Annotated in this window: 14 protein-coding genes, 1 tRNA gene and 1 other annotated feature; of the genes, 13 read left to right on the top strand and 2 right to left on the bottom strand. The window is 38.3% G+C overall.

Annotated features, from left to right (window positions below; all coding sequences use genetic code 11):
• The first annotated feature begins 40 nt into the window (after window positions 1–40).
• The 12 genes from ezrA to pyk all read left to right on the top strand — a co-directional run bounded on the left by ezrA (window position 41) and on the right by pyk (window position 16,238).
• A complete protein-coding gene (gene ezrA, locus QM887_RS04915; protein WP_414270776.1) occupies window positions 41–1,768 on the top strand; it encodes a septation ring formation regulator EzrA in 1,728 nt (575 codons plus the stop codon).
• Between the two features lie 114 nt (window positions 1,769–1,882).
• Entirely contained in the window at window positions 1,883–3,274 is a 1,392-nt protein-coding gene (pgdA, locus tag QM887_RS04920) for a peptidoglycan-N-acetylglucosamine deacetylase PgdA (RefSeq protein ID WP_414270777.1), read from the top strand.
• An 86-nt stretch (window positions 3,275–3,360) separates the two neighbouring features.
• Window positions 3,361–3,491, top strand: a sequence feature (ribosomal protein L20 leader region).
• 15 nt (window positions 3,492–3,506) lie between these two features.
• The gene (gene infC / locus QM887_RS04925; protein ID WP_075231567.1) at window positions 3,507–4,037 is read left to right on the top strand and encodes a translation initiation factor IF-3; all 531 of its coding nucleotides are present in this window, start codon (window positions 3,507–3,509) and stop codon (window positions 4,035–4,037) included.
• 32 nt (window positions 4,038–4,069) lie between these two features.
• Window positions 4,070–4,270 (top strand): 50S ribosomal protein L35, encoded by a 201-nt coding sequence (gene rpmI, locus QM887_RS04930; RefSeq protein ID WP_001125942.1) that lies wholly within the window; start codon window positions 4,070–4,072, stop codon window positions 4,268–4,270.
• A gap of 50 nt (window positions 4,271–4,320) precedes the next feature.
• Complete coding sequence (gene rplT, locus QM887_RS04935) at window positions 4,321–4,680, top strand: 50S ribosomal protein L20 (RefSeq protein ID WP_000124834.1); 360 nt, start codon at window positions 4,321–4,323, stop codon at window positions 4,678–4,680.
• 173 nt (window positions 4,681–4,853) lie between these two features.
• Entirely contained in the window at window positions 4,854–6,518 is a 1,665-nt protein-coding gene (locus QM887_RS04940; RefSeq protein ID WP_414270778.1) for an Hsp70 family protein, read from the top strand.
• 12 nt (window positions 6,519–6,530) lie between these two features.
• Complete coding sequence (locus QM887_RS04945) at window positions 6,531–9,086, top strand: molecular chaperone DnaJ (protein ID WP_414270779.1); 2,556 nt, start codon at window positions 6,531–6,533, stop codon at window positions 9,084–9,086.
• Between the two features lie 96 nt (window positions 9,087–9,182).
• Window positions 9,183–9,569 carry a VOC family protein gene (locus QM887_RS04950; protein ID WP_414270781.1) on the top strand — a complete coding sequence of 129 codons (387 nt, stop codon included), beginning with the start codon at window positions 9,183–9,185 and terminating at the stop codon, window positions 9,567–9,569.
• A 78-nt stretch (window positions 9,570–9,647) separates the two neighbouring features.
• On the top strand, window positions 9,648–10,358 hold the full coding sequence (locus QM887_RS04955; RefSeq protein ID WP_414270782.1) for a B3/4 domain-containing protein: 711 nt from the start codon (window positions 9,648–9,650) through the stop codon (window positions 10,356–10,358).
• 117 nt (window positions 10,359–10,475) lie between these two features.
• A complete protein-coding gene (locus QM887_RS04960) occupies window positions 10,476–13,577 on the top strand; it encodes a DNA polymerase III subunit alpha (protein ID WP_414270784.1) in 3,102 nt (1,033 codons plus the stop codon).
• A gap of 81 nt (window positions 13,578–13,658) precedes the next feature.
• Entirely contained in the window at window positions 13,659–14,666 is a 1,008-nt protein-coding gene (gene pfkA / locus QM887_RS04965) for a 6-phosphofructokinase (protein ID WP_414270785.1), read from the top strand.
• Window positions 14,667–14,732: 66 nt separating this feature from the next.
• Window positions 14,733–16,238, top strand: a complete 1,506-nt coding sequence (gene pyk / locus QM887_RS04970; protein WP_414270787.1) for a pyruvate kinase — start codon at window positions 14,733–14,735, stop codon at window positions 16,236–16,238.
• A 310-nt stretch (window positions 16,239–16,548) separates the two neighbouring features.
• Here pyk and QM887_RS04975 read toward each other — a convergent pair.
• Both QM887_RS04975 and QM887_RS04980 read right to left on the bottom strand, forming a co-directional pair.
• A tRNA-Thr gene (locus tag QM887_RS04975) sits at window positions 16,549–16,621 on the bottom strand.
• Between the two features lie 118 nt (window positions 16,622–16,739).
• Window positions 16,740–17,489: a lysophospholipid acyltransferase family protein gene (locus QM887_RS04980; protein ID WP_414270788.1), complete on the bottom strand. Its 750-nt coding sequence runs from the start codon at window positions 17,487–17,489 to the stop codon at window positions 16,740–16,742.
• A gap of 132 nt (window positions 17,490–17,621) precedes the next feature.
• On the opposite strand from QM887_RS04980, the gene QM887_RS04985 reads away from it, so the two are divergent.
• The gene (locus tag QM887_RS04985) at window positions 17,622–19,958 is read left to right on the top strand and encodes a cation-translocating P-type ATPase (RefSeq protein ID WP_414270790.1); all 2,337 of its coding nucleotides are present in this window, start codon (window positions 17,622–17,624) and stop codon (window positions 19,956–19,958) included.
• The last annotated feature ends 1 nt before the right edge of the window (window position 19,959 follow it).

Here is a 19,959-nt window from a genome sequence, read left to right on the forward strand (position 1 = left end):
TAATCATTACAATTGTTTCAAGTATAAAAAGGAGTTTGATATGTCTGATAATCTGTTGATTATTATTATGATTGTAATCGCGACTCTACTGATTATTGCTTATGTTGTAGCGATTTTGTTACGCAAACGCAATGAAGGTAGGCTTGCAGTACTAGAAGAAAGAAAGGAAGCGTTATATAACCTTCCAGTAAACGATGAAGTAGAAGCCGTTAAAAATATGCACCTGATTGGTCAAAGTCAGGTTGCCTTTAGAGAATGGAACCAAAAATGGGTAGATTTATCCCTCAACTCATTTGCTGATATTGAGAACAATCTCTTTGAAGCAGAAGGCTACAACAGCTCTTTCCGCTTCTTGAAAGCTCAACACAAAATTGACCAAATTGAAAGCCAAATTACTCTTATTGAAGAAGATATTGCATCTATCCGAAATGCTCTGGCAGAGTTAGAAAAACAAGAATCAAAAAACAGTGGCCGTGTCCTTCACGCTTTAGATTTATTTGAAAGCTTACAAATGACAGTCGCTGAAGATTCTGAAAAATATGGTCAAGCACTTCCTGAAATTGAAAGACAATTGGAGAATATCCAATCAGAGTTTTCTCAGTTTGTAACCTTGAACTCTTCTGGAGATCCAGTTGAGGCAGCAGGAATTTTGGATAATGCTGAAAATCATATCCTCGCCTTGACTCATATTGTGGAGAGAATTCCTGCAATTGTTTCCAGTCTAACAACTGACCTTCCAGACCAACTGGAAGATCTAGAGGCTGGCTATCGTAAGTTGCTTGATGCCAACTATCACTTTGTAGAAACTGACATTGAATCTCGTTTGCAGTTATTGTATGAAGCGTTGAAGAACAACCAAGAAAATATCAAAAAATTGGAATTGGATAATGCTGAATATGAAAATACTCAGATTCAAGAAGAAATTAATGCTCTTTATGATATCTTCACGAGAGAAATTGCTGCACATAAGGTTGTTGAGAACTTGTTAGCAACACTTCCAACCTATCTCGACCACTTAAAAGACAACAATCAGGTCTTGGTGAAAGATATTGAACGCTTGAGCAAAACTTACTTGATGTCTGAGAGTGATGTAAATCACGTTCGTCGTCTTCAAGCAGACCTAGATTCTTTAGAAATCACCATCAGCGATATGACCTCAGAACAAGAGGAATATTCTGAACCCTACTCTGTATTAGAAGAACGTTTAGAAAATGTTCAAGCTACATTAAAAGAAATTGAAGATGATCAAGTTTCAGTTAGCGAACGACTAGTTCAAATTGAAAAAGACGATGTCAACGCTCGTCAAAAGGCAAATGTCTACGTCAATCGTCTCCACACCATTAAGCGATACATGGAAAAGAGAAATCTTCCAGGAATTCCACAGAATTTCTTGAAATTGTTCTTTGCAGCTAGCCATAGTACCGAAGACTTGATGGCAGAGTTAGAACAGTCGCAAGTCAACATTGAGTCTGTCAACCGTATTCTAGAAATCGCGACTCACGATATGGAAATTCTGGAAACAGAAACATACAGCATCGTAAAATATGCTACCTTGACTGAACAATTGCTTCAATACTCTAACCGCTACAGATCATTTGATGAAGGGATTCAACAAGCCTTCCACGAATCTTTAGAAATCTTTGAAAATGCCTTTGATTATCAAGCATCTTTCGAAAAGATTTCCCAAGCTTTGGAAGTAGCTGAACCAGGAGTAACAAATCGCTTCGTTTCTTCTTATGAAAAAACAAGAGAAACTATTCGTTTCTAATCAAAAGAAAGTCCTAGAGAAGTCTGGGATTTTCTTTTACCTTTCTTTTCCTAAAAAATGGACATTTTCCTATTTTTCATTGAAATTATAGTGTTGATTTGATATGATTAGACTATGACAAAAAAGAGAACCAACCGTAGAACAAAAGACAAGAAGAAAAAAAATTTATGGATTATTGTGGGGCTTCTATTTTTCACAGTCTTAGCATTAGGTGGAACCATCACTTATCAGGTTCTGACCAAGCAAGCTTTTGAACAAAAAATTGAAGCACTGAAAAAAGAAAAAGATGATTCCTATTCACAAGGAAGTCAGAAGGAGCATTTTCGTAAGGGTAAGGCAGAGGTTATCACCTACTATCCTATGACAGGAGATAAAGTCATTGATTCTGTAAAGGATATCATTGTAAAAGATATCACTGAAAAGGTAGAAGATAAAGAACATTTGATTTTTTACTACTCTGAAAAAGATTCATCTTCTATCAAAGGTGTTGAGAGTCACCTTATAAAAAAACAGGCCTATGATTTAAGCAATTCTAATGTTGTTGAATTGGAAAACACTTCATTGGACCAGCTTTACCTTAAAGAAGATGGTAGTCCTTTCACCCTTGATCAGCTATTTACAGATGCTAGCAAGGCTAAGGAAAAGTTGCTAGAGGATATCAAGACTACGCTTCTTGATAAAAAAGTTGAGCAAACGCTTGTCGATCAAGTAACAGCTGATTTTTCAGCTATGGATTTGACGACCTGGAAGTTTGCCTATAAGGATAGCCAGTTGCTTCTTTACCCAGCCAAACAATCGGGTAATGAAGAAGAAATCGCAATGCCAATCTCCAATTTCTTTGATTTTATCGAAGTATCATACTTATCAGAAAAAGACGCAGAACTTTATAAAACCGTTCAAGCTGAGAAGAATAAAAAAGTAGTTGCTCTTACTTTTGATGATGGACCTGATGGAAATACAACACCACAAGCCTTGGATATCTTGGCTAAATACAAGATCAAAGCAACTTTCTTTGTTCAAGGTAAGAATATCGCTGGAAATGAAGCAATTCTCAAACGTATGCAGGCTGATGGTCATGAAATTGGAAACCATAGTTGGAATCATCCAGTTTTAACACAATTATCATTGGAAGATGCTAAAAAACAAATTACGGATACAGAAGATGCCATTAAAAATGTTCTTGGAAAAAGTTCAAAATTAATGCGTCCACCATACGGTGCGATTTCAGATGATATTCGTAATAGTCTTGATTTAAGCTTTATCTTATGGAATGTGGATAGTCTGGATTGGAAGACTAAAAACGAAGCATCTATTTTTACAGAAATCCAACACCAAACGAGCGATGGGTCTATAATTTTATTACACGATATTCATCAGCCGTCAGTTAATTCGCTTCCAAAAGTAATTGAGTATTTACAGGAACAGGGCTATAGTTTCGTGACGGTTTCAGAAATGCTCAATACGAGGTTGAAACCACATGAGATTTACTATTCTCGTAATCAATAGATTGTAAGTCGGCAAAAATAGAAAAAATTAAAAAAAGATAGTTTTTATCTTGACAAGTAGGGGAAAACTTGATATCATATAAAAGTTGAGAAAAGCAGAAGTGAGAACTTCTCGCCTTGCGACTAACGTTGTCTGGCCCCTACGGATCAAGTTTCAGTAATGAACTATAATCATGTAGTGCGGATTTGCGTTAGCAAGTCCGCTCTTGTTTTTCTCTAAATTAAAAAAAGAGGTGAAAACCATAGCAAAGCAAGACTTATTCATCAATGATGAAATTCGTGTACGTGAAGTTCGCTTAATCGGTCTTGAAGGTGAGCAATTGGGTATCAAACCACTAAGCGAAGCGCAAACACTTGCGGATGAAGCTAATGTGGACTTGGTTCTCATTCAACCTCAAGCTAAACCTCCTGTTGCTAAGATTATGGACTACGGTAAGTTCAAATTTGAGTATCAGAAGAAGCAAAAAGAACAACGCAAAAAACAAAGCGTTGTGACCGTGAAAGAAGTTCGTTTGAGCCCTGTTATCGACAAGGGAGATTTCGAAACTAAACTTCGCAATGCTCGCAAGTTCCTCGAAAAAGGGAACAAAGTGAAGGTATCCATTCGCTTTAAGGGGCGTATGATCACCCATAAAGAGATTGGTGCAAAAGTTTTAGCCGAGTTTGCTGAAGCAACACAAGATATTGCTATCATCGAACAACGTGCTAAAATGGATGGTCGCCAAATGTTCATGCAGTTGGCACCAGCAACTGACAAAAAATAATTGTCAGAAAGTCAAATAAAGGAGAAAAAATCATGCCAAAACAAAAAACACACCGCGCATCAGCTAAACGTTTCAAACGTACAGGTTCTGGTGGACTTAAACGTTTCCGTGCTTACACATCTCACCGTTTCCACGGAAAAACTAAAAAACAACGTCGTCATCTTCGTAAAGCATCTATGGTGCATTCAGGAGATTTCAAACGTATCAAAGCAATGCTTACTCGCTTGAAATAATCGCGTATTTGTAAGTAAACAATTCTAGGAAATATTTGGAGGAAATATAAATGGCACGTGTTAAAGGTGGCGTTGTATCACGCAAACGTCGTAAACGTATTCTTAAATTAGCAAAAGGTTACTATGGAGCTAAACATATCTTGTTCCGTACTGCAAAAGAACAAGTAATGAACTCTTACTACTATGCATACCGTGACCGTCGTCAAAAGAAACGTGACTTCCGCAAATTGTGGATCACACGTATCAACGCGGCAGCTCGTATGAACGGACTTTCATACTCACAATTGATGCATGGTTTGAAATTGGCTGAGATCGAAGTTAACCGTAAAATGCTTGCTGACTTGGCTGTTAACGATGCAGCAGCTTTCACAGCTCTTGCAGATGCAGCTAAAGCAAAACTTGGTAAATAATGTTTAAAAGTTTCATTCTGGCTCTTTTGGTTTTTAACCATTTGAGTTGGAATGAAACTTTTTCTTTTAAGGTTATACATTGGATTTGAATATAGGTGGCAATGTTTACTATTCAAAAGTAGGAGTATTCCTGTATAATAGAAATAACTAGTTAAAGATGGAGTTTAGATAAGATGATAGTAGGGATTGATTTAGGGACAACCAATTCTTTAGTTGGAGTCTATCAAGATGGTCAGGTTAAGCTGATACCAAATGCTTTTGGTGATTTTTTAACGCCATCTGTTGTTGCCTTAGATGATAATAATGAAGTGATAGTTGGAAAGGTAGCAAAGGAACGTTTGGTTACTCATCCAGATAAAACAGTTGCTCAATTTAAACGTTTTATGGGAACCAGCCATAAAATCTTATTGGGGAATAGCACTTACACGGCTGAAGAATTAAGCTCCTTTATTATTCGTAAGTTGGTAGATGATGCAGAGACTTTTCTTGGTGAAAAAGTTGATGAAGTTATTGTTAGTGTGCCAGCTTATTTTAACGATGCTCAACGTTATGCGACAAAACTAGCAGGAAAATTTGCAGGAGTTAAAATAGAGCGCATCATCAACGAACCTTCTGCAGCTGCTCTTGCTAAGAAATTAGAGAGTGAGATTGATGATGACTCTTTTGTCGTTGTTGATTTTGGTGGTGGTACTCTGGACATTTCTGTTGTAGAGTTGTTTGATAACGTTGTTGAGATTGTGTCAATTGCAGGTGACAATCGCTTGGGCGGAGAGGATTTTACTGGCGCAATTGCTGAGGAATTCATGCATGTAAATCAATTAAAAAGGGAGTCTATTTCACGAGAGTTCTATAGTAAAATCCTATTACAGGCTGAGAAAACAAAATTAGACTTAAATGAAAAAGAAGAAGTCCAGATGTCCGTCTTTGACCATAATAAAGAATATCGGCTAGACTTAAGCTATCAACGTTTTTATGAACTTTGTCATCCCCTACTAGTGCGTATTAAGGCAGTTTTGGATCGTGTCTTGATGGATGCTCGCAATAGTCAGGTTTCATCTGATAATTTTGTTCTTGTTGGAGGTACTTCAAAATTAAGATTGGTACAAGATTTTCTATCATTCTGTATCAATCAAGGGGTTGAAGTATCAGGGGACCCTGATAAAATGATTGCACAAGGGTGTGCCCTTCTTGCAGGAATCAAGGAGCGTCAGGGAGAAATACGTGACTTATTACTGTCTGATATCTGCCCATTTACACTTGGCATTGAGATTGTTGGTGGTCATTTTTCACCGATTATAGAGCGTAATTCTACTTTACCTACTTCACGTGTTGAACAATATTACACATCAGAACTGGGACAAAGTCATGTGAAAGTACAGGTCTATCAAGGAGAGATGATGAAGGCATCTCAAAACTTGTTTCTGGGGGAACTTGATGTTCCAGTTCCTATCAATCATAAGGAACATGAAGGGCTCACTGTTCGTTTCACCTATGATCTGAATGGTATTTTAGATGTTGAAGTGAAGATAGATACAACACAGGAAGTTTTCAATCATGTCATCTTGCAAGAGAGTATTACTTTGACGGATCAAGAAATTAAGAAAAAACAAGATGACTTGGCTCGTTATAAGATTAATGCTCAGGAAACAGAAATCTATCGCTTCTTGATTGAGAAAGCCAACCGTCTCTACAGCATGATTTTAGGAGTAAAAAGGGAAGAACTGATGACAGCTACAAGGCAATTTGAGGAAGAAGTTAAACATTCCTCTATTCACCATCTTCCTAAGATCTATCAAGCATTCTCTAGTTACTTGGAACTTCTAGAGAGAGGATTATAGGAAGGCGATGGTATGAATATTTGGAAAATTTTAGGGATAGAGCCAACTCAAGATGTCAAGGTTATCAGGAGACGCTACGCTGAACTAGTTCGCTTATACCATCCAGAAGACCAACCGGAACTTTATCAAGAGATTGTTCAAGCTTACCAAGAAGCTTTAGCTTATGCACGATCTAGTAAAATTGGCCCAGAATATGATACAAGAACTGGTTTTGAACAGCATCAATGGCAGAGACAAGAGAAGTCAAATGAAACAAGAGTGAATTCACCCAACTTTGATACTTTTGAGTATGAAAAGGGATCACAACAGGAGCAAGAAGAATCAAGCTCGCTTGATTTTAGCGACTATAGGGATACTGCCTATTTAATTCGAACATCTATTGACAGTATATTAGGGAATGCTGACTATAGCTTTGAAGAACAAGAAAATCTGTGGCAGCAGTTCTTTTACCATTACCGCTATAGCATGAATATTGTAAAAGCGGTCCTCGAAGAAATGGATGTCTATATTTTCAATCGATATGAACATTTTGCTATCTTACTTCCTCTCCTAGAAGAATATATGATCGATTATCGAGACTGGGGCTACTATTATAAGCTCAAGTATTGGCAAAATCGAAGGGCTATAGCCAAAGAAAATGGCAGTCCTATGGAAACTGCAAAAAAAGAAACTGAGCAATTTTACGATTCTTATCTTTGGTGTCAAGATATTTTGAATGATTGTCAAAAAGCAAATCATATCAGAACTTGGATAGATTACTTTAAACAACCTTATGTTTCTAGCGTGGTCCTCTTTCAAGTGAATCGAAAATGCCAAATAATCGAGAGTATTCAAGTTTTAGGCTACATTCTTGAGAAAATCAAGCAAAATCTAGATGAAGTTGCTGAAGATTCCTACGAAGAATTAGTAGCTTACATTGAGGCATTAAAAGAGGACTCGAATGAAAAGGTTGATTTACAACAATACTCTCTCGAGGATTCTGAAGAGGTTGAGCTAGCCTTTTATCAACTCCTCTATGCTTACTATTCGGATGAATATAGCCTTTTACGAGATTGGCAATCTCTATTTGAGCAGGTAGAGGACAAATCAATATTGCTTGCTTTATTAGAAAAGATTGATGTCTATCCTCTAACAAATACTAAAGTTTTGTCTCTGATTCTTCCATTTGTAGAGAACTACAGTACTGAAAAAGATAGGTTCTATTTAAAGAAACTTCAATTTTGGAAAATTGTTCAATCTTATCCTTCTCTAGTAGAGGAATTTGAACTAAATAAAAAAGATAATTTTGAGTACTGGTATCATGAGGGCTATCTACTTGTAGAAAGGATAACAAGTAGTGATGATCTCATCAATGACTGGGAGAAGTGGAAGGAATATCTTAAATCTAAACCTCGAATAATAACCGTCTTTTTAGAACAGTTATATAGGGAGTATCATCGTTTCAAAGATGGACAACTCTTGAGGTATATTCTTGGAGTATTTCCTACGTCAAAAATATCCCCTCAGATGATGACAGAGGAAACCGATCAAAAACTAGAAGAGATGACTTCTTATGCCTACGAACTTTGTTATCCCAAGTCAATAGTGCCTTTTAAGATTTGGAAAAAGGGAATTTCTACAATAAACAAGCACCTTTTGGCTATCTTTGGGCTTTTGACTATTTTTAGTCTGATACAAAGTTTTAATGAAAAAGCTGGTTCTAATACCTGGGTCTATATTGGTATGCTATCACTTTTTTATTTCTTTTTATTGAAAAGGCAACAAAGAATTATCGAAGCAGGGTTGATTGCAAGATGGATAAAACCAAAATTGTACTACAACTTAACTTTGTGGGTTCTAGGAATTTTGTCCCTTATCTTTTTCCTCCCTTCATTACCTCTTGGATTAATCGCTGCTCTATCTTTCATTACTCTTTTTACTTTCATTGGTGATCTAAAAGTGGATAGTAAAATTATTTGGGATTATCCTATCGATAAAATCCATTCTGTTGGTTTTTTGCTGACTACTGGATTCATAATCACCTTAATATTGCATAACGAATTCGTTCTTGCTGTGCTGTTCCTGTATTTCTTTCTATTTATGATTGTTTTTTTCCTCTTCTTATATAAATTCATAGATTTCAGTGTGCCTGTTTCTGCGAAGGAAGTCGGTTTTAAGGAAGTTGGGATTCCTTGTTTTTTGAGTTTGCAATTGTTTCGTTTAGTACCATATTTTGAAAATCGAGTGAACTTGTTTAGTCCAATTATAATGAGTAAAGAAACATTTTCCTTAACCTTATTACTATTTATAAATGCAATTGCCTTGTCTTACTTTACAAAAGAGAGGCGCTCGACTTTAGCTGTTAAAAAAATCTTTATGATTTATAGCTTACAACTCTTCATCTTCATAAGACGTTTTTATAGAATTTTCTTTGGGCCTGTGTTAGACTTACTTAGCAAACAGATTGAACCAGATATTCTTTTACAGAACAGTGAGTTTGCCTTCTTTTTTCTAGAAGTAGTCTTTATCCTCTTGTTGATACTGCTTGTACGAAGTATTCGTAAGGAAAATGGTGAGGGTACTGACTGAAACTGAAACATCAAGTAAAGATCTATAGTTCAATTTCCTAGTAAATTTTCCTAAATAAGAGTATAATAGAACTATTAAAATGAAAGAGGTATTGATATGGCTTCTAAAATGCTACACACTTGCTTGCGAGTAGAAAATCTTGAAAAATCAATCGCTTTTTATCAGGATGCTTTTGGTTTTAAGGAATTGCGTCGTAGAGACTTTCCAGAACATGCTTTTACTATTGTTTATCTAGGTCTTGATGGGGATGATTATGAATTGGAGTTGACATACAACTATGATCACGGACCTTATGTCGTGGGTGACGGTTTTGCGCATATCGCCCTAAGCACACCTGACCTTGAGGCTCTTCACAAAGAACATAGCGACAAAGGTTATGAAGTAACAGAACCTAAAGGACTTCCAGGGACTCAACCAAACTATTACTTTATCAAAGATCCAGATGGATACAAGGTAGAAGTGATTCGTGAGAATTCATTATAGTTCATATCGAGTAGCTTGTATGCTACTCGTTTTTTAGAATTTGTGGTAGAATGAAAGAAAAAGACTGGAGACATGCTCATGAAAGTTTATGTAAAAGATGATTTTTGGCAACTATTTCCAGATGCCCAAATCTCTGTATTGGTGGCAAAAGGTCTCAACAATACTATTGATGAGAGTGACGATCCATATTTTAAAGCTTTATTAGAAGAAGGAACAAAAAAAGCTCAGACTTTTATAGCAGATGAAAATTTCACTCAGAATGAGGTGATTCAAGAATGGCGTCAGGCATTCACTAAATTCAAAACTAAAAAAAGTGCTCGTTCTTCTATCGAAGCTTTATTAAAGCGTGTGAGTCAAGGAAGAGAATTTAATCCAATAAATCCTTTGGTAGATATCTATAATAGCGTCTCACTTTCTTACGCAGTTCCTTGTGGGGGAGAGGATTTAGCTAAGATTGTTGGTGACTTATGTCTTGGGAGAGCTCAAGGGAATGAATCCTTCTTTCCATTAGGGGCTGAAAGTGATGCTCCTGCCCTAGCTGATGAAATTATTTATTTTGATGAACAAGGTGCGGTTTGTCGGTGTTTAAACTGGCGTGAAGCCCAAAGAACCATGTTAACAGAAGAAACCACAGATGCTGTTTTAGTCATTGAAGCTATCAATGAAGAACAGGCATCACGAGCTCGGGAAGCAATGCTAGAATTACATACTAAAATTGAGGAATATTTCGGTGTTAATGGCAAGATCAGTCACTTGACAGCTACAAATCCTATCTTGGAAATAGAATGATAAGTGAGAATCACAGTTAATTCAGCTGTGGTTCTTTTTTCTACAAGGGAAGAAAGAAATTGTTTTTCTATTTTCTAAAATGGTATAATATAAGAAGAAAAAGGGAGGTGATAGCGAGTGATTGCACAACTTGATACTAAAACGGTTTATAGTTTCATGGAGAGTATGATTTCCATTCAGAAGTATGTTGACCAAGGGAAAGCCTACGGCTACTCAGCACTTGGAATCATGGATGTTGACAATCTCTATGGAGCTTATTATTTTATCAAAGAGTGTCAAAAACAGGGGATTCAGCCCTTATTAGGTCTTGAGATGACCGTTCATCATAAGGAGGAACTCGTCAATCTCCGATTTTTAGCCTTGTCAAATCGTGGTTATCGAAATCTCATGAAGCTTTCGACTCTAAAAATGACAGGTAAAAAGGATTGGACCGATTTTTCTCCTTACCTTGAAGATGTTTGTGTTATTGTTCCCTATTATTCTGCAATTGATTCCTTGGATTTAGGGCAGGATTACTATATCGGAGTGTATCCAGATACAGCTCAGTCGAATTTTTCTCACCCCATTCTCCCACTTTATCGTGTTAATTCTTTCGAATCTGAGGATTTAGAAACACTTCAAATGCTCAAGGCGATTAAGGAAAACGTGACCTTGCGAGAGGTAGATGTTCAATCTCAACAGGGCTTGTTCTTGCCAGCCCATCGCTTAGAGCAAGTATTTAAAGAAAAGTTTCCGCAAGCTTTAGAAAATCTTTCTGGACTGATTGGATCAACTACTTATGAGATTGATAGTAGCCTCAAGCTTCCGCGCTTTAATCCAGAGCGTCCTGCTGTTGAGGAGTTGCGTGAAAGAGCAAGAAATGGTTTGCAAGCGAAGGGGCTCCTAAGTCAGCCTTATTTGACTCGTTTGGAAGAAGAACTATCTGTGATTCATGACATGGGATTTGATGACTATTTCCTAGTTGTCTGGGATCTCTTACGTTTCGGTCGTTCTCAGGGGTATTATATGGGGATGGGCCGCGGATCCGCAGTTGGAAGTCTAGTCGCCTACGCCCTAGATATTACTGGTATAGATCCTGTTGCTAAGAATCTCATCTTTGAACGTTTTTTGAATCGTGAACGTTATACCATGCCCGATATTGATATTGATATTCCAGATATCTATCGTCCAGAGTTTATTCGCTATGTTCGTGATCGCTATGGCAGTATTCATGCTGCTCAGATTGTCACCTACTCAACCTTTGGTGCTAAACAGGCCGTTCGAGATGTTTTTAAACGCTATGGTGTACCTGAGTATGAGTTGACGGCCATCACCAAAAAAATTGGTCTCAAAGACACTTTAACAAGTGCTTATGAAGGAAATTTAGGCTTTAGACAACTGATTCAGAGCAAGATTGAATACCAAAAGGCTTTTGAAATTGCCAAAAAGATAGAAGGCTATCCTCGACAGACCTCTATCCACGCTGCTGGTGTCGTGATTAGTGATAAAAATCTAACGGATTATATCCCTCTTAAGTATGGTGAGGATATGCTCATTACCCAGTATGATGCTTATGGAGTTGAAGGAAATGGTTTGCTCAAGATGGATTTCTTGGGCTTACGAAACCTAACTTTCGCTCAAAAAATGCAGGAGCTCTTATTTGAAACTCAAGGAATTCAGTTAAGGATTGAGGAAATTGACCTTGAGGATAGGGAAACTTTAGCCCTCTTTGCAGCTGGGAAGACTAAGGGGATCTTTCAGTTTGAACAACCTGGTGCTATTCGCTTATTAAAGCGCGTGAAACCAGAAAGCTTTGAAGAAGTAGTGGCAACGACTTCCCTCAACAGACCGGGAGCGAGTGACTATATCGACAACTTTGTGGCTCGAAAACATGGTAAAGAAAAGGTAACAGTTCTGGACCCAGTTTTGGAAGATATTCTGGCTCCAACATATGGAATTATGCTTTACCAAGAACAGGTGATGCAAGTAGCTCAACGATACGCTGGTTTTAGCCTTGGGAAGGCCGACATTTTACGTCGTGCCATGGGGAAAAAGAACGCAGCTGAGATGCACCGAATGGAGGAAAGTTTCATCCAAGGAGCACTCGAAAAAGGTCATGGAAAAGAACAGGCTCAGCAGGTTTTTTCTGTCATGGAAAAATTTGCTGGTTATGGTTTCAATCGATCGCATGCTTATGCTTATGTGGCTTTAGCCTTCCAGCTTGCTTACTTTAAAACACATTACCCAGAAATCTTTTATCAAGTTATGCTCAACTATGCCAGTGGAGATTATATTCTCGATGCCCTTGAAATGGGTTTTGAATTAACATCACTCTCTATCAATACAATCCCATATCAGGATAAATTGACAGACAAGACTATTTACTTGGGACTTAAGAGTATCAAGGGGATGCCTCGAGATTTTGCCTATTGGATTTTAGAGAGTCGTCCTTTTAGTAGTGTCGAAGATTTTGTCACTCGCTTGCCTAAAAATTATCAGAAGTTGAGTCTTTTAACTCCCCTAGTCGAGATTGGTTTATTCGATAGTTTTGAAAAAAATCGCCAAAAAATCTTATCCAACTTACCTACTTTATTTATTTTTGTGGAAGAATTGGGTAGTTTATTTGCAGATAATAGCTACAATTGGCTTGAGAGTGAGGATTTTACGCAAGTCGAAAAGTTTCGTAAGGAACAGGAGTGGCTTGGAGTCGGTATCGGTCCGCATCCCTTACTGGTTTTAGCAAAGAATCCCCTCTATCCAATTGTGAGTTTGTCTGAACTATCTGAAGGACAGACAGCTACAGTACTCGTTGAGATAGAATCCATTCGTGTCATTCGTACTAAAAAAGGTGAAAACATGGCTTTTCTGAAAGTTAGTGATAGTAAAACGAAGCTTGAAGTCACAGTTTTTTCTGACCAGTATCGCCAATTTAAAAATCTCTTACATGAAGGAAGATTTTACTACCTTAATGGAAAAGTGCAGGCAAGAGACGGTCGCCTTCAGTTAGTATTAAATAATCTAAAAGAAGCAGTGAGTGAACGATTTTGGATTCAGGCTGCTGATCATGAACATGATTCTGAAATTTATCATATTTTAGAACAATACAAGGGACAAATTCCAGTCATTATTCGCTACGAAAATGAACAAAAAAATGTTCTTTTGCCGGGTTATTTTGTTGCAAAAGATGTTAGTTTGCAGGAATCTTTGAGTCAAATAACTATGAAAACGATTTATCGTTAAAAATCAATGAAAATAAAAGAATTTTAACTTTAATTATGGTATAATCAGTTAGAATGTTAAAAGAAAAAGGAGCAAAACCAAATGAAACGTATTGCTGTTTTGACTAGTGGTGGAGACGCCCCTGGTATGAATGCTGCCATCCGTGCAGTAGTTCGTCAAGCAATCTCAGAAGGAATGGAAGTTTTTGGTATCTATGATGGATACGCAGGTATGGTTGCCGGCGAAATTTATCCACTTGATGCTGCTTCAGTGGGAGACATCATTTCACGTGGTGGTACTTTCCTTCATTCTGCTCGTTATCCTGAGTTTGCAAAACTCGAAGGCCAACTTAAAGGGATTGAGCAGTTGAAAAAACACGGTATCGAAGGTGTCGTAGTTATCGGTGGAGACGGTTCTTATCATGGAGCTATGCGCTTGACTGAGCATGGATTCCCAGCTATTGGACTTCCTGGAACAATCGATAACGATATCGTAGGTACTGACTTTACAATCGGATTTGACACGGCAGTAACAACTGCTATGGATGCAATCGATAAGATTCGTGATACATCATCAAGTCACCGTCGTACTTTCGTTATTGAGGTAATGGGACGTAACGCTGGTGATATCGCTCTTTGGGCTGGTATCGCAACTGGAGCTGATGAAATCATCATCCCTGAAGAAGGCTTCAAGATGGAAGACATCGTAGCAAGCATCAAAGCTGGTTATGAGTGTGGTAAAAAACATAATATTATCGTTTTAGCAGAAGGTGTTATGTCAGCGGCTGAATTTGGTCAAAAACTTAAGGAAGCTGGCGATACAAGTGACCTACGTGTCACAGAACTTGGTCACATCCAACGTGGTGGATCACCAACTGCTCGTGACCGTGTATTAGCGTCACGTATGGGAGCACACGCTGTTAAACTTCTTAAAGAAGGTATTGGTGGTGTTGCGGTTGGTATTCGTAACGAGAAAATGGTTGAAAATCCAATTCTTGGAACAGCAGAAGAGGGAGCTTTGTTTAGCTTGACTTCAGACGGTAAGATTGTTGTTAACAATCCACATAAAGCAGACCTTGAACTTTCTGACTTGAACAAGAGCTTGTCATAATCAACTTTAACTAATCTGGTAAAATGACCATTAAAGGTCGAATTATATAAAGGAGTCACAAAAATCATGAACAAACGTGTAAAAATCGTTGCAACTTTAGGTCCTGCGGTAGAAATCCGTGGTGGTAAAAAATTTGGTGATGACGGATATTGGGGTGAAAAGCTTGATGTTGAAGCATCAGCAAAAAACATTGCTCAATTGATTGAAGCAGGAGCTAACACTTTCCGTTTCAACTTCTCACACGGTGACCACCAAGAACAAGGTGACCGTATGGCAACTGTTAAACTTGCAGAAAAACTTGCAGGTAAAAAAGTTGGTTTCCTTCTTGATACTAAAGGACCAGAAATCCGTACTGAATTGTTTGAAGGTGAAGCTAAAGAGTATTCATACAAAACTGGTGAAAAAATCCGTGTTGCAACTAAACAAGGAATCAAATCAACTCGTGAAGTGATTGCATTGAACGTTGCTGGTGCTCTTGATATCTATGATGACGTTGAAGTTGGTCGTCAAGTATTGGTTGATGATGGTAAATTGGGTCTTCGCGTTGTAGAAAAAGACGACGCAGCTCGTGAATTCATCGTTGAAGTTGAAAATGATGGTGTGATCGCTAAACAAAAAGGTGTAAACATCCCTAACACTAAAATTCCTTTCCCAGCTCTTGCTGAACGTGATAACGCTGATATCCGTTTTGGTCTCGAGCAAGGTATCAACTTCATCGCGATCTCATTCGTACGTACTGCTAAAGACGTTAACGAAGTTCGTGCAATCTGTGAAGAAACTGGTAACGGTCACGTTCAATTGTTCGCTAAAATCGAAAACCAACAAGGTATCGATAACTTGGACGAAATCATTGAAGCTGCTGACGGTATCATGATCGCTCGTGGTGACATGGGTATCGAAGTACCATTCGAAATGGTTCCAGTTTACCAAAAAATGATCATCACTAAAGTGAATGCTGCTGGTAAAGTTGTTATCACTGCAACAAACATGCTTGAAACAATGACTGAAAAACCACGTGCAACTCGTTCAGAAGTATCAGACGTATTTAACGCTGTTATCGACGGAACTGACGCAACAATGCTTTCAGGTGAGTCAGCAAATGGTAAATACCCACTTGAGTCTGTTCGTACAATGGCAACCATCGACAAGAATGCTCAAACTCTTCTTAATGAATACGGCCGTTTGAACTCAGATTCATTTGAACGTAACTCTAAGACAGAAGTAATGGCTTCAGCTGTTAAAGATGCTACTAACTCAATGGATATCAAATTGGTTGTAACTCTTACTAAGACAGGTCACACAGCTCGTTTGATTTCTAAATACCGTCCAAATGCTGACATCTTGGCATTGACATTTGACGAATTGACAGAGCGTGGCTTGATGTTGAACTGGGGTGTTATCCCAATGTTGACAGAAGCTCCATCATCAACTGATGACATGTTTGAAATTGCTGAACGTAAAGCAGTTGAAGCAGGTCTTGTACAATCTGGTGACGACATCGTTATCGTTGCAGGTGTACCACTTGGTGAAGCTGTTCGTACAAATACAATGCGTATCCGTACAGTACGTTAATCTAACATTAAAAAACCTATCACATCAGGCTTTATAGCTTGTGTGATGGTTTTTTTTCTGTTTCATAAGGTCCAGAACTCTTTTCGCTTAGGACAAGAAAAAAACTCTCTGGAAAAACCAGAGAGTGTGAGAGGCATCTCCATGTGAGAAACTGGTTCACACAATTTCTCAAGGTCCGCTCCTGCGTTATGACCTCCTATGCTCAATAGTAGCTCTCGCTACATATCGACTCATCGCATAGTCTATTCTACTATAAGGTCCAAAAAATGTCAAGAAAAAATCAGTTCCCTATTAAGGAACTGATCAACAATGCTAATTGCCGGGATCGAACCGGCGACCTCATCCTTACCATGGATGCGCTCTGCCTACTGAGCTAAATCAGCTTACTTAAAAAGTATACTATAGTTTCAAATCTTTGTCAATAAGTTATTTTCTTTAAAAATAATCGGCTTTCAGCTCAAAAAAAGGCTTAAGAAGATAGCTCCTAAGCCAGTGTTTCTTTTAGCCTAATTTTTCTTTTATTTTGTCTGGATTCCAGATAAAGCTTGCGATAAAGCTAAACATGATGGTGATGATAGATGCGATAATAGCAAGAATCAAGGCAGGGATACGGATGAGCCACCAAAGTGGATTTGGTTTCTTATCATTGTGCCATTGTTTCGTTTCCTCATCTAAACGTTGGAATTCAGATTGGATGCGGTCTGCAACCATCTCAATACCTTCTTCATTCATTTTTTTGATGTCAGAAATATCAATAGGATTTCCAAAGTTCATGTCGACACGTTCACGACTGATGAGGCCTTTTAAAGTCATCGGACCAGTGTAGGTAACTGGCATGATACGTACTTTGGCCATTTTAGCGATGAGAGCAACACCACCTTTAACATCGTTGGAATGACGACTGCCACTTGGGAACATGATGAGAGAGCGGTCGCTCTTTTTAAGAACATTGATAGGGTATTTGATAGCAGAAGCGCTAGGATTTTCACGATCGATTGGAAAGGCACCACACATGCGAATCCACCAGCCAAAGATACGGTTGGTAAAGAGTTCCTTTTTAGCCATAAATACAAATTGCTTCGGTTTGGTAGCGAAGGCCATATAGACTGGATCCCACCAGGTACGATGGGGGGCAACGAGGATATAGTTTTCATCTTGACTCGGAATTTTATCAGTATTATGATAGTGAGCATTACCGTTGATAGACCATAGGATCAAGACAACAAGCCCACGTAGATAAGTATAAAACATGGTGTCTCCTTCAGTTTTCTTTCTTTTATTATACCTTATCATACTAGTACAGGCAAATGTTTTTTTGTATAGGCTGAACAGCTCTTTATATGAAATTAGAAATATTCAAAAAAAAATGATATGATAGAATTTATGGATAAAAATAAAATGATGGGATTAAGCCAATCAGAAGTCAAAGAACGTCAGAAACAGGGACAGGTCAATGATTTCCAAGCTTCAGCTAGTACTAGTACATGGCAGATTGTGAAGAGAAATGTCTTTACTTTATTCAATGCTTTAAACTTTGCCATTGCCTTAGCGCTCGCCTTTGTTCAAGCTTGGAGCAATCTAGTTTTCTTTGCGGTTATCTGCTTTAATGCATTTTCTGGGATTGTAACCGAGCTACGTGCCAAACATATGGTTGATAAGCTCAATCTCTTGAATAAAGAAAAGATTATCACTATTCGTGATGGACAAGAGATAGCTCTGGATCCTGAGGAGCTTGTTTTGGACGATGTGATTCGCTTGTCAGCAGGAGATCAGATTCCAAGTGATGCCATTGTATTAGAAGGTTTTGCAGAAGTCAATGAAGCTATGTTAACGGGTGAGAGCGACTTGGTGCAAAAAGAAGTAGAAGACTTAATGTTGTCGGGTAGCTTTCTTGCAAGTGGTTCTGTCCTCGCTCAGGTACATCATGTTGGGGCGGATAACTATGCTGCTAAACTCATGCTTGAAGCTAAGACGGTGAAGCCAATCAACTCACGTATCATGAAATCGCTAGACCAGTTAGCCGGCTTTACTGGGAAAATTATCATTCCTTTTGGTATTGCTCTCTTGCTTGAAGCCTTGGTCTTAAAAGGTCTGCCACTGAAGTCTTCTGTAGTCAATTCATCTACAGCTCTTTTAGGAATGTTGCCTAAAGGAATCGCCCTTTTGACCATCACCTCTCTCTTAACTGCTGTTATCAAGCTTGGGTTGAAAAAGGTTTTGGTGCAGGAGATGTATTCTGTAGAGACCTTGGCGCGTGTGGATATGCTCTGCTTGGATAAGACAGGTACCATCACCCAAGGGAAGATGCAAGTTGAGACAGTCCTTCCTCTTACTCAAGCTTACGACAAAGATGCCATTGCCAAAATACTAACTAGTTATATGGCATACAGTGAGGATAAAAATCCAACAGCTCAAGCTATTCGAAAGCGTTTTGTGGGAGAGGTAGCTTATCCGATGATTTCAAGCCTTCCATTTTCAAGTGATCGAAAATGGGGAGCAATGGAGTTGGAAGGTCTAGGAACTGTTTTACTAGGCGCACCGGAGATGTTGTTGGATGCTGAAGTTCCTGAAGCTAGAGAAGCTCTTGAACGAGGATCTCGTGTCTTGGTGTTAGCGCTCAGTCAAGAAAAACTTGCCCATCACAAGCCACAAAAGCCATCTGATATTCAGGCTTTGGCTTTGCTTGAGATTTTAGATCCGATTCGAGAAGGTGCTGCTGAGACGCTAGACTATCTTCGTTCTCAGGAAGTGGGATTGAAAATTATCTCTGGTGATAATCCAGTCACTGTTTCAAGTATTGCTCAAAAAGCAGGTTTTGCAGACTATCAGAGCTATGTAGATTGTTCGAAAATTAATGATGAAGAATTGATAGCCGTGGCTGAGGAAACAGCCATTTTCGGACGTGTCTCACCTCATCAAAAGAAACTCATCATCCAAACTCTGAAAAAAGCAGGACATACTACAGCAATGACAGGGGATGGTGTCAATGATATCCTTGCTCTTCGTGAGGCAGACTGTTCCATTGTTATGGCTGAAGGAGACCCAGCAACTCGTCAGATTGCAAATCTGGTCCTCTTGAATTCAGATTTCAATGATGTTCCTGAGATTCTCTTCGAAGGTCGTCGTGTGGTCAATAACATTGCCCACATTGCTCCGATTTTCTTGATTAAGACAATCTATTCATTCTTATTAGCAGTTATCTGTATTGCCAGTGCTTTGTTGGGACGTACTGAATGGATTTTGATTTTCCCATTCATTCCGATTCAGATAACTATGATTGACCAGTTCGTGGAAGGATTCCCACCGTTTGTATTAACTTTTGAACGAAATATCAAACCTGTGGAACAAAATTTCCTCAGAAAATCCATGCTTCGAGCTTTACCAAGTGCCTTGATGGTAGTCTTTAGTGTTCTCTTTGTTAAAATTTTTGGAACCAGTCAAGGCTGGACAGCCATTGAAATTTCGACACTTTTGTATTATCTATTGGCATCGATTGGTTTCATGTCTGTAGTTAGAGCTTGCTTGCCATTTAGTCTTTGGCGTGTTCTTTTGATTATTTGGTCAATAGGTGGATTTCTTGGAACAGCTCTATTCCCAAGAATCCAAAAATTGCTTGAAATTTCAACACTTACAGGTCAAACATTGCCTATCTATGGCATAATGATGCTCATCTTTATTTTGATTTTCATACTGACAAGTCGTTATCAAGTTAAAAGATAAA

Origin of the sequence: Streptococcus infantis (assembly GCF_047460875.1) — a bacterium.
Classification (GTDB): domain Bacteria; phylum Bacillota; class Bacilli; order Lactobacillales; family Streptococcaceae; genus Streptococcus; species Streptococcus infantis_AA.